General features: G+C 45.5%; 5 protein-coding genes. All 5 read left to right on the forward strand.

The window, feature by feature from the left end; translation table 11 throughout:
• The first annotated feature begins 1 nt into the window (after nucleotide 1).
• The 5 genes from MTO98_RS08670 (at nucleotide 2) to galB (ending at nucleotide 13,305) form a co-directional block, all read left to right on the forward strand.
• The gene (locus MTO98_RS08670; RefSeq protein WP_243486254.1) at nucleotides 2–2,866 is read left to right on the forward strand and encodes a glycoside hydrolase N-terminal domain-containing protein; all 2,865 of its coding nucleotides are present in this window, start codon (nucleotides 2–4) and stop codon (nucleotides 2,864–2,866) included.
• A 342-nt stretch (nucleotides 2,867–3,208) separates the two neighbouring features.
• Nucleotides 3,209–6,691 carry a malectin domain-containing carbohydrate-binding protein gene (locus MTO98_RS08675; RefSeq protein ID WP_243486255.1) on the forward strand — a complete coding sequence of 1,161 codons (3,483 nt, stop codon included), beginning with the start codon at nucleotides 3,209–3,211 and terminating at the stop codon, nucleotides 6,689–6,691.
• Nucleotides 6,692–6,700: 9 nt separating this feature from the next.
• Entirely contained in the window at nucleotides 6,701–9,463 is a 2,763-nt protein-coding gene (locus tag MTO98_RS08680; RefSeq protein WP_243486256.1) for an alpha-L-rhamnosidase, read from the forward strand.
• Between the two features lie 320 nt (nucleotides 9,464–9,783).
• The gene (locus MTO98_RS08685) at nucleotides 9,784–10,905 is read left to right on the forward strand and encodes a glycosylase (protein WP_243486257.1); all 1,122 of its coding nucleotides are present in this window, start codon (nucleotides 9,784–9,786) and stop codon (nucleotides 10,903–10,905) included.
• Complete coding sequence (gene galB, locus MTO98_RS08690; protein WP_243486258.1) at nucleotides 10,906–13,305, forward strand: beta-galactosidase GalB; 2,400 nt, start codon at nucleotides 10,906–10,908, stop codon at nucleotides 13,303–13,305.
• Nucleotides 13,306–13,375: the final 70 nt, after the last annotated feature.

The following is a 13,375-nucleotide window of genomic DNA, read 5'->3' on the forward strand; positions in this document are numbered from 1 at the left end:
TATGAAAAGCAGGAAGAATTTAGTTGTCATAATACTCATGTTTGGGGTTGTACAGGCTTTTGCCCAGCAGCCCTTGAAGCTTTGGTATAAACAACCCGCCCAAAAATGGACTGATGCCTTACCCATTGGCAATGGCCGTATAGGGGGGATGATCTATGGCGGCGCTGAAGAAGACCATCTCCAATACAACGAACAAACCCTATGGACAGGCGGCCCTCGCGACTATAACCGTAAAGGAGCGGTGAAATATTTGGAGCCTATCCGTAAGCTACTTTCCGAAGGTAAACAAGCCGAAGCGGAAGCAATGGCCCAGCAGCATTTTATGGGGATGAAAAGCAATGAGTTGAGCTATGCTGCCGATTCGGCAAAGTGGTTTAACGCTATGAAGGCCAGTCGCCCGCCGCTTGAGAGTAAGGAATGGACACCCATTACACTACCAACAGAGCAGGGTTGGGAAACAACATCAGGTTTAGAAGGCCTGGATGGCGCGGTTTGGTTCACAACAAGTTTTGAAGTGCCTACCAATTGGAATGGTAAAAATCTTACTGTGAGCCTTGGTCGCATCCGTGACGTAGATTTTACTTACATTAATGGGAAGCGTATCGGCACTACTAATGGTACCGCCTACCGCAAATACACTATCCCTGCCGCCGACTTGCATTTCGGCAGTAATCAGCTATCGGTTATGGTGGTTAACTTTTATGACAAGGGTGGTTTTACCAGTAATGCCAAAGAATTGATGATCTATCCCGAAGGAATAGAGATCAACAATTATAAAGGCGGCATAACAAGCAGAGAGATCTCAATTGGGGTTGATAAGGACGGTAATATCATTAAGCCCGTTAAACTGAATGGGCAGTGGAAATATTGGATACAGGATGATAACCCTCCGGTATACCCCCGTTACAATGGAGATTACCAGCCTTTTGCCGATCTGTACCTGCAATTTCCAAAGCAGGAAATAACAGATTACAAACGTGATCTCGATCTTACCAATGCCACGGCTCATGTAACCTACAAAGCCGATGGCGTTAACTATACCCGCGAATATTTCAGCAGTGCCCCCGATCAGGTAATGGCCGTACATCTCACCGCTGATAAACCGGGCAAAATTACGGTGAAAGCCTTGCTTAATAGTCTGCATAAAAGCTATGTCATCCGTAAAATTGATGATCACACGCTGGCGATATCTTTAAAAGTAAAAGACGGTGTTTTACGTGGCGTAAGTTATCTGCATGTGCAATCTATAGGTGGCAAGGTTGTAGTAAGCCCGAAAAGTATATCGGTTACCGGAGCTAATGAAGCGACGTTTTATCTCACAGCCGCTACCAATTTTAAAAACTATCACGATGTATCGGGCAACCCAGAGGCCATCTGTAAAAAACAAATTGCAGCTATAACTACTAAGAGCTATGCAACTATCAAAGCTGCTCATATAAGGGATTATCAAAAGTATTTCAATACGTTTTCTATCGATTTAGGAAAGGGCGAAAATGCTGATCTGCCTACAGATGAACGCATTTTGAAGTTTGGAAAATCTCCTGATCCTTCATTTATTAGCCTGTATATGCAATACGGCAGGTATTTGCTGATTTCGTCGTCAAGGCCTGGCGGTGGCCCGGCAAATTTGCAGGGTTTATGGAATAACTTGTTAACACCTCCATGGGGCAGCAAGTTCACCGCCAATATCAACCTCGAAATGAATTACTGGCCTGCCGAGTTGCTTAACTTATCAGCTTGCAGCGGGCCGTTTTTTAGTATCGTTGATGACCTCACTAAAACCGGGCATGAAACAGCGGTTGAGCATTACGGCGCGCCGGGTTGGGTGCTACACCATAACACAGACCTATGGCGCGGCACTGCGCCTGTTAATGCTTCCAATCACGGCATTTGGGTAAGCGGGGCAGCCTGGCTTTGCCACCAGTTATGGGAACATTATTTGTATAGCGGCGATAAGGACTTTTTGCAAAAGCGGGCATACCCTGAAATGAAAGGTGCTGCCGAATTTTTTGTACACTTTTTAGTAAAAGATCCTAAAATCGGCTACCTCATCAGTACCCCAACCAACTCGCCCGAGCATGGCGGTTTGGTTGCCGGGCCGACTATGGATCACCAGATCATCCGTGATCTGTTTAAGAATTGCATTGAAGCCGCCAAAGTGCTAAATATTGATCAGGCTTTTGCCGATACGCTGAAACTCAAATACAGCCAGATAGCACCCAATAAAATAGGTAAATATGGTCAGTTACAGGAGTGGCTGGAAGATAAAGACGATACTACGGATACCCACCGCCATGTTTCGCATATGTGGGGCGTTTATCCTGGAACGGATATCACTTTTAAAACTCCTGAATTGATGAAGGCGGCCGAACAATCCATGAAATACCGGGGCGATGAAGGTACCGGCTGGAGCATTGCCTGGAAGGTAAATATCTGGGCGCGGATGCACCAGGGAGATCATGCTTATCTCATGTTAACCAAACTGCTTTCACCTGCCGATGTAAGTTCCGGCAAGGAAAAGGGTGGGGTTTACCATAATTTATTTGATGCACATCCGCCCTTCCAGATCGATGGCAACTTTGGCGGTGCGGCAGGTTTAGCCGAAATGCTACTCCAAAGCCAGGGCGATGCGATTGAGTTATTGCCCGCTTTACCAACCGCGTTGCCGCAGGGAAATATTAAAGGTATTTGTGCAAGAGGTGGTTTTGTGCTGGATTTTGAATGGCAAAATGGGCGCTTGAAAAACTTGCAAGTGTTTTCAAAGCTGGGTAAAACATGTCGCTTAAATTATAGCGGAAGAACAGTTGATATCGAAACTCAAAAAGGTAAAAGCTATCGCCTCGATGCTGATCTGAAACAATTGTAAAAGATGGGCGAAACGCAAACATACCACAGCGAAATCGCAGGAAAAGAACAATGGGTTTTGGGGCTGTGCGATTCCCATGTTGAGAAAGTTATAGCCCATAAAAAGACAATAGAGGAGTTTAAGGCGTGGGGGACTGCGCGATTCCCTCCCTTGGGAGGGTGTAGGGAGGGGTTTCAGCGAAATGCCTTGTCGTTACAAAGGCGTATAAACCCCTCCCTGCTACTACGCAATCCTGACGCGCCCCTCCCAGGGGAGGGAATTGTAAATTCATGGGCTATTACTTTTAAGAGGGAAGGATGGGTGTGTTTCCCTTTTTTTAAACTGATAACCTCACTGCTGCTTTTGCTCCTTTTTTCCAGCAGTTATCTTTTTGCACAGCGTAATGAAACCTCATTAAACACCAATTGGAAAAGTATTGCTGATGATAATAACTCCAAGGCTAATATAGGTTTTGAACAAGCTGGCTTTAACGATGCTAAATGGCAAACGGTAAACGTCCCTCATAATTGGGATACCTATGGTGGCTATCGCCGTCTGAAACATGGCAACAGGCACGGTACCGCCTGGTACCGCGAGATATTCGCGCTTGAAAACAAGCAAAACGATAAACGCTATTTTCTGTGGTTTGAAGGCGTGGGCTCTTATGCTACGGTTTGGCTTAACGGTAAGCAGGTGGGCTATCATGCAGGTGGGCGCACGTCTTTTACTTTAGATGTAACAGAAGCTATTAAAGCAGGCAAGAAAAACCTGATGTGTGTAAAAGCAGATCATCCCTCGTTCATCAAAGACCTGCCTTGGGTTTGTGGTGCCTGCTCCGATGATCCGGGGTTTTCGGAGGGTTCGCAGCCGATGGGAATTTTCAGGCCGGTTCATCTCATTGTTACAAATAATATTCGTGTTGCCCCTTTTGGTGTACACATCTGGAATGATACTACCGTTCGAGAAAAAACCGCTACGCTTAATCTCGAAACCGAAGTTAAAAACTACGGTGGTAAGCCATCTAAAGTAATCGTCACCAATAGTCTGATTGATGTTAACGGTAAAACTATTGCCCAAGCAAAAACAAATAAAACACTAAGTGCGGGGGAAACTAATGTAATAAGTCAACAATTTGCCGATATTAAAAATGTGCATTTATGGTCGCTGGAACAGCCTTACTTGTATAATGTAACTACAGAGGTTTGGGTTGATGGAAAATTGATCGACAGAACGCAAACCCCTTATGGTATCCGCTGGATCAGTTGGCCAATTGGCAGGAATAATAATGATAATCGTTTTTACCTCAACGGGAAACCTGTTTTTATCAACGGCATTGCCGAATATGAACACCTGATGGGCAAAAGCCAGGCTTTTGAAGCCCAGGAAATTAAAGCACGGGTGATGCAGGTAAAAGCTGCCGGTTTTAATGCGTTCAGGGATGCACATCAGCCACATAACCTGGCTTATCAGCAGTATTGGGATAAGTTGGGTGTTTTATGGTGGCCGCAATATTCGGCTCATATCTGGTATGATTCGCCGGAGTTCAGGGCCAATTACAAGACTTTACTGGTTGATTGGGTAAAGGAACGCCGCAATAGTCCCTCGGTTATATTATGGGGCTTACAGAACGAAAGCAAACTGCCTGCCGATTTTGCCCGTGAATGCAGCGAGATCATTCGTAAGCTTGACCCGACGGCTTCATCGCAACGCAAAATAACCACCTGTAATGGCGGCGAAGGTACCGACTGGGATGTGCCTCAAAACTGGACGGGCACCTACGGCGGCAACCCGCTTACTTATGGCGATGACCTGAAAAAGCAAATATTAGTAGGCGAGTATGGCGCATGGCGAAGCCTTGGTTTACATACCGAAGGCCCTTTCAATGCAAACGGTCCGCTAAGTGAAGACCGCATGACCCAGCTTATGGAAACTAAAGTCCGCCTGGCTGAAGCTGTAAAAGACCAGGTTGCCGGGCATTTTCAATGGCTGCTTTACTCGCATGAAAACCCCGGCCGCACACAAGGTGGTGAAGGCCAGCGTGAGCTCGATAGGGTAGGCCCTGTCAATTACAAAGGGCTGTTTACACCATGGGGCCAACCTACCGATGCTTTTTACATGTACAGGGCCAACTATGCGCTAAAGGATAAGGAGCCGATGGTTTACATCGTGTCGCATACCTGGCCAAACCGTTGGCTTGCCCAGGGTCAAAAGGACAGTATCATTATTTACTCTAATTGCGATGAGGTTGAGCTATTTAATGATATTAACCATGAATCATTAGGCAAAAGAAAACGACAGGGCATCGGCACACATTTTCAGTGGGATGGCGCGGATATTAAATACAATGTGTTATACGCAGTGGGATATGTAAACGGCAAACCGGTAAGTAAGGATGAGGTGATATTGAACCACCTGCCACCGGCACCTCATTTATCAAAAGAAAATCCCGCTATCCTGAAACCACAAGTAGGTTACAACTATTTATACAGGCTCAATTGCGGCGGCCCGGATTTCACCGACAGCTACGGAAACAAATGGATGGCAGATAAGCATCAGGATAATAAGCAACAACCCGGCTCCACCTCGTGGACGGATGATTACCCTGGTATGCCATCCTTCTTCGCCAGCCAGCAACGTACTTTTGATAGCATTGGCGGAACAGTTGATGGAGAACTTTTCCAGACTTTTAGGTATGGTTTAGATAAATTAAAATTCAATTTCCCGGTATTGGATGGGGATTACCGTATTGAATTATATTTTACCGAACCCTGGTATGGCACGGGCGGCGGAATGGACTGCTCGGGCTGGCGTTTATTTGATGTAGCCGTGAATAATAGAACCATGATCCGCAATCTGGACATCTGGAAGGAAGCAGGCTATGCTAAGGCGCTTAAGAAAAGTATCACTGCTCATGTTACCGGCGGGATGCTAACCATATCTTTTCCGAATGCAGCGGCCGGCGAAGCTATCATATCAGGCATTGCTATAAGTACTTTAAATAAAGCGGCCAAGCCAAATCAGTCGGGCAAAGGGATAATCGGCCAATTGCAAGGCAATAATAAGTGGGCGATAAAAAGTTGGATGGATATCGGCCAAAAACAATACACCGATGCTAAGGTAACTTTTAATGATCTGCCGCCCATATTTTATGGTGCCGATTGGATAAGTACGGCCAGCTCGGCGCAGGCTCAAACTGGTTCGTTTACTTTAAATGCCGATGCTGATGTTTACGTTGCCATGGATAAATCGGGATTGGAAAGGACAGATTGGGTTGCCGATTATGAAAATACCGGCTTATTTGTAAAAACCGATACCGCTGGTGGGCATCAATTACCTGTTTACAGAAAGCGCTTCAAAAAAGCGGATGCAGTCGCTTTAGGCGAAAATAAAGGTAAGTTGATATACACCGTGGTAGTACTGCCTGTTACTTCACTGCAACCCGCAACTGATCTTCGCAAAACCGTGAGCTGTAAAGCCGAGACTGCTGAAATAAATGGCGATGGCTTAAAGCCCGATACCTTAAACGGGAAAAAAGTGATTAAATTTAGCAGCGAAGCGGGCGGCAGTGTAGCATTCGCGATAACCCCGGGAGTCGCCGATTTGTACGCCTTGCGCATCAAATATTATAACCAAAGCAATCAAACTTTTACAGCTAAAATGCAGTTACTGGCTGCCGATGGTACGGTGATGAAGGAGGAAGAACTGAGTTTTAAACCGGTTGCCAAAAATAAATCGGGCACGGTTGCAACCAATTCGGGCACGAGTATCAACGCTGGGAATTATAAACTGGTGATCACGGGCATTAAAGCTGATGGTTTGGCTATTTCGGGCATTGAAATGCAATAAAATATTAACATGAAAAGAAAGATCTGCCTGTTATTTCTAATGCTGCCCTTCGGCGCTTTTGCTCAAAACCTGAAGGTGCTTAATCTGCAATGCGAGTACAAAACAAACCCATTAGGTATCGAATCGGCTAAGCCGAAGCTTAGCTGGCAAATGCAAAGCGATGCCCGTAATACAACGCAAAGGGCGTACCGGATTTTGGTTGCTGATGACGCTGCCAAGCTCACAAATAACAATGCCGATATCTGGGATTCGGGAAAGGTACCATCCAACAGATCATTACAAATAGCGTGCAATGGCAAGGCGATGCAAGCTGCCAAAACCTATTATTGGAAGGTAATGGTTTGGGATAACCATGGCAGCGCATCTGCATGGAGCAGTGTTGCCAGCTGGCAAATGGGCTTGCTCACAAAAGCCGACTGGCACGGTGCCGACTGGATAGCCTACGATAAGTTGCCCGATTCGTCGGCAATTGTGCCGTTTTATCATGGCAAGGGGCCTAAAAAGCTGGGTGCTGCTAATGATGTTTTGCCTTTGATGCGTAAGGCATTTAATGTGGAGGGTAAGCTAAAAAAAGCCACACTTTATTTATGCGGATTAGGTCATTTTGAATTGAGCTTGAATGGTAAAAAAGTAGGCGATCATTTCCTTGATCCCGGCTGGACAAAATATGATAAGCAAGCCTTATATGTACCTTTTGATGTGACGAGTCAACTCATCGCCGGTAAAAATACCGTTGGCATAATGTTGGGCAACGGCTTTTACTACATCCCGCGCGATAGGCGTTACCGCAAACTTACCGGTGCTTTTGGTTATCCTAAAATGATCTGTCGTTTATTATTGGAGTATGATAACGGCCAGGTGGATAATGTGGTGAGTGACGGATCCTGGAAAACTGCTCCTTCGCCGGTTACTTTCAGTAGTATTTATGGGGGCGAGGATTATAATGCCAACCTTGAACAACCGGATTGGGATACCAACAACTTTGATGATTCAAAATGGCGGAGTGTGGTTAAGGTAGATGGTGTGCCGCAGCTTAACGCGCAAATGGCCGAGCCTTTAAAGATCATGCAGGAGCTTGCTCCAAAAAGCAAAAAACAGCTCACTAATCGGGCATGGGTATATGATCTTGGTCAAAATTTTTCGGGAATCCCGCAGATTACTGTGCGTGGTAAAAAGGGTGATACCATACGTATTATCCCTGCCGAATTGGTAAATGAGGATGGTAGCGCCAATCAGAAGGCCTCGGGCAGTCCGCATTATTATGATTACGTTTTAAAGGGTGAGGGTGTTGAAATATGGCATCCATTGTTTACTTACTACGGCTTCCGGTATTTGCAGGTACAGGGTGCGGTTCCAACAAATGAAGCCAACAACCAGCATCTGCCGGTAATTGTTGACATCAAAGGCTTGCACACCCGTAACGCTGCCGAAACAGTGGGGGATTTTGCCTGTTCGAATGAATTGTTCAACAAAACCTTTAAACTGATTGACTGGGCCATGAAAAGCAATATGGCCAGCGTGTTTACCGATTGTCCTCACCGCGAAAAATTGGGCTGGCTGGAAGAAGCGCACCTGGTTGGCAGTTCCCTGCATTATAACTATGACATCGTGGGCCTGGCGCGCAAGTGCATCAATGATATGCGCATTTCCCAAACAGAGGATGGACTGATCCCCGAGATCTCGCCCGAATATGTAAAGTTTGATGAGCCTTTCCGCGATTCGCCAGAGTGGGGAAGCAACGCGGTGATCTTACCCTGGTATGTATACCAATGGTATGGCGACAAAGAGGTGCTTGCTCAAAACTATGAGATGATCAAACGGTACCTGGCCTACCTTGATAAAAAATCTCAAAACCATTTATTGTACCAGGGCCTGGGCGATTGGTATGACCTCGGTCCAAATCCACCCGGTGTTTCGCAATTAACTCCGCAGGGTATTACGGCTACTTCGCTTTACTATTATGACCTTGATATAGCAGGAAAAATAGCAAGCCTTCTCGGCAAAAATAATGATGCTGCATCATACAAAAAGCTCGCTGCCGAAGTTAAACAGGCTTACAATCAAAAGTTTTTTAATGCCGAAACCAAACAATACGGTACTGGCAGCCAGGCCGCTAATGCCATGTCTGTTTATGCCGGATTGGTTGATCCGCAATACAAAGCGGCCGTAGTGAACAATATTGTAAAAGACATTCGCGACCGTGGTAATGCCCTTACCGCCGGTGATATTGGTTACCGTTACCTGCTGCGTGTGCTGGATGATGAGGGCCGCTCGGATGTGATCTATGACATGAACAGCCGTGCCGATGTACCGGGTTATGGTTACCAGCTTGCTCATGGTGCTACTGCCTTAACCGAATCATGGGCGGCGCTTACTTCCGTATCCAATAATCACTTTATGTTAGGTCATTTGATGGAATGGTTTTACAGCGGTTTGGCTGGCATCCGCCCTGCGGATGATGCTATTGCTTTTAATAAAATAGAGATCAGGCCCGAAACCGTGGGGGATGTAACCTGGGCAAAGGCTAACTACAAATCGCCGTATGGCAATATCCTAAGCAGCTGGAAAAAAGATAAGGGGCAGTTTAAACTCGAGGTAAGTATCCCCGCTAATACTACGGCAAGTATCTATTTGCCTGTTAACAGTAATGCTGCCATTACGGTGGATGGGCAAAACATCAAAGCAAGGCATGATCTTAAATTCGTCGGTTATCACGATGGGAAAGCCGAAATAAAAGCAGGATCGGGTAATTATACATTCATCGCCAAATAAAATATTATATGAACAAGCTAAAAGCAAAATGCATAAAACTGAAACAGGAAAAACGCTTTTAAAAAGGAGGCACCTACGGAGCCAATTCTCTTGATTTTCATTTCTACAAACATGTTACTCCTACGGAGTTTAAAAAGTGTATGATTATAACTCCGTAGGAGTAACATGTTTATAGAAAAACAAGATATATGTATTGGCTCCGTAGGTGCCCCCTGTTTACTACCGATTTTAAAAGCAATTTTCCTGAAATCTAATGAATTGGTTTTCAGTTTTATAATAGCTTAATCAGTAGACTTATTAATGGACTATATATACAAACCATGAAATACATTTTCAAATCATCAACATTCTTAGTTTGTGTTTTTTTAATGCTGAAGGTGCAGGCACAGGAGGTGCCCGAAAAGGTGATGAAAGACATTTATGAGCAAGTAAAAACCCCTCATAAATATGGCCTGGTGATAGCGCCCGATGATAATAGCCAGAAGGCCGATTGTCCTATGGTTTTTCGGCAGGGGGATATCTGGTATATGAGCTATATTATTTTTAACGGTCGTGGTTATGAAACATGGCTGGCCGATAGCAAAGATCTGCTGCACTGGAAAACCCGCGGCCGGATCCTCTCATTTTCTGATGATACCACACGCTGGGATAATAACCAAAAGGCTGGTTATGTTGGCTTGCAGGATTATAAATGGGGAGGCTCGTACAAATTACAGCAATATGATGGCAAGTATTGGCTGTCATATTTCGGCGGACAAAGTAAGGGGTATGAGAAAGGTTTGCTGTCGATAAGTGTGGCTTCCACCGATCAGGATCCGGGTACTGCGCATGAATGGCAGGGATTGGATCATCCTGTGCTGTCGAGCATCGATAAAGATGTAAGCTGGTGGGATAACCATACGCAATACAAGCAAACGGTTATCTGGGATAAAAAGAAGCTGACCGGTCACCCGTTTATTATGTATTACAATGCCAATGGCGATAGTGTAAACAAAAAACGCGGTGCCGAACGGATTGGTATGGCCGTATCTGACGATATGCTGCATTGGAAACGTTTCGGCAAAGACCCTGTATTAAATCATGGCGATGGCATTACCGGCGATCCGTACATCCAACAGATAGGAAACGTGTATGTCATGTTTTATTTCGGAGCATTTTGGAAAACCGGCGATTCTGGTGTGTTTAACCGCTTTGCCTGCTCTTATGACTTAGTACACTGGACGGATTGGACAGGGGAGAAGCTCATCCAATCATCTGAGCCTTATGATAATATGTTTGCTCACAAATCATGCGTGGTGAAGTATAAAGACATAGTTTATCACTTTTATTGCGCCGTAAACAAAGCCGATCAGCGCGGTATAGCGGTTGCTGTGTCAAAAGAACTGGGTAAAAGCGAGTTGAACTTTGTTGCCCCGCCGGTTAAAAAAAGCAAATCTAAATAAATGAGGCTCCGTTACTTATATACGCTGTGTTTAGCACTTTTTGTGGCTGGATTTGCATCCGCCCAAAACGTACGCAAAACAAAAAGTTTTAACACCGGCTGGAAGTTTTTTTTAGGCGATGATGCAGCTGCGAACCAGGTGAAATTTGATGACAATCGTTGGCGAAAACTTGATCTTCCGCATGATTGGAGTATCGAGGGGAAATTCGATAGTAAAAATCCTACCACGCAGGCTGAGGGTGGGCTGCCTGCCGGTATCGGCTGGTATCGTAAAAGTTTTATAATCCCGGCATCGTCAAAAACTAAAATTACTCTCATTGATTTTGACGGCGTTTTTCACAACAGCGAAGTTTGGATCAATGGACGTTATTTAGGCAAACGACCTAACGGTTATATCTCTTTCAGGTATGATTTGACGCCTTACCTCAAATTTGGAGCGCAGCAAAATGTGATTGCAGTTAGGGTTGACAACAGCGATCAGCCTAATTCACGCTGGTACACCGGGTCGGGCATTTACCGCAATGTATGGTTAACCACTGCCAATAAAATCCATCTGCCGCAATGGTCGTCATTTATAACCACACCGCAGGTTGATCAGCAAAAAGCAGCGATCAATATTCGTACAGTATTACCGGGTTTGGCAAGTTCAAAATTGAAACTCAAAGCTTCGGTTTTGGATGATCAGGAGAAGGTTGTGGGTACAATTACATCTTCAGTAATTGATACTGCAATTCAGCAGAACATTAGGGTTATGAACCCTAAGCTATGGTCAATAAATCATCCTAACCTGTACAAAGTAAAGCTGCAGTTAATTGCTGGTAATAAAGTTATAGATGATTATACCACCACCACAGGTATCCGTTATTTCAACTTCGATGCCGATAAAGGATTCAGACTGAATGGCGAGCCGATGAAAATTCTTGGCGTGTGCCTGCACCATGACCAGGGTGCTTTAGGTACGGCTGTAAATACACGGGCCATCGAACGCCAATTGCAGATCTTAAAAGATATGGGCTGTAACGCTATCCGCACCTCACACAATCCACCGGCACCCGAACTGCTTGACCTGTGCGATAAAATGGGTTTCCTGGTGATGGACGAGGCTTTTGATATGTGGAAGAAGAAAAAGAGCAAGCACGATTACCATGAGGACTGGGACGAGTGGCACGTGAAAGACCTGCAAGACCAAATTCTGCGTGACCGGAACCACCCGTCCGTTTTTGCCTGGAGCATTGGCAACGAGATCCGGGAGCAGTTTGATACTACGGGTGTAAGCATCGGTCGCGAATTGGTAAAAATTGTAAAGCAACTGGACAACACACGGCAAGTTACATCGGCCCTGAGCGACGCCGACCCTAAAAAGAACTTCATTTACCAGTCGGGCGCACTTGATCTGGTTGGCTTAAATTACCACCAGGAAGTATACGCCGATTTTCAGAAAAACTACCCCGGTCAAAAGTTTATCGGCACCGAAAATATGTCGGCACTGGCAACAAGAGGACATTACGATATGCCGTCGGATAGTATCAGGCGCTGGCCAAAGGATGGCAAAACGCCGTTAAAGGATGGCAATGCCGATTTTACGGTATCATCATACGATAACGTATCTGCCTACTGGGGCTCAACGCATGAGGAAACCTGGAAGATCATCAAGAAATATGATTTCCTTTCAGGGCTTTTCGTTTGGACAGGCTTCGACTACATTGGTGAACCCACCCCGTACCTGTGGCCGGCCCGCAGCTCATACTTTGGTATTGTTGATTTGGCCGGTTTCCCCAAGGATGTTTATTACATGTACCAAAGCGAGTGGACAAGCAAACCCGTTTTGCACCTGCTGCCGCATTGGAACTGGAAACCGGGGCAGCTGATTGACGTTTGGGCGTATTACAACAATGCCGACGAGGTAGAAGCTTTTTTAAACGGCAAATCGATAGGCGTTAAGAAAAAGAACGGCGATGACCTGCATGTCATGTGGCGTGTTAAATATGAACCGGGAGTGTTAAAAGCGGTATCCCGCCGTAACGGTAAAGTGGTTATGACCACGCAGGTAGTTACAGCCGGCGAGCCTTACAAAATACAGCTTAAGGCCGATAGGAGTAAAATTAAAGCCGATGGTAAAGACCTGTCGTATATCACCGTATCTGTTTTGGATAAAAACAATGTGCCTGTGCCAGATGCTAACCAGTTAGTGAAATTTAAAGTAACCGGGCAAGGGGTATTGAAAGCTGTGGATAATGGTTCGCAGACAGATCTCGATCCGTTTGTATCTGATCAGCACCATTTGTTTAATGGTTTAGGGCTGGCTATTATTCAATCTAAAGCTGTTGGCGGGAAGATTACTGTTAGCGCTGCTGCCGACGGGCTGCAGGCGGCTCATTTAATTATTGAAAGCGCACGTTGATGAGTTTTTAACTTACAAAAAAAAGCGCGGGCTCGCGCGATTCCCCTCTTGAGAGGGGCGGAGGGGTGTG

It is taken from the genome of Mucilaginibacter sp. SMC90 (genome assembly GCF_022811725.1).
GTDB lineage: Bacteria > Bacteroidota > Bacteroidia > Sphingobacteriales > Sphingobacteriaceae > Mucilaginibacter.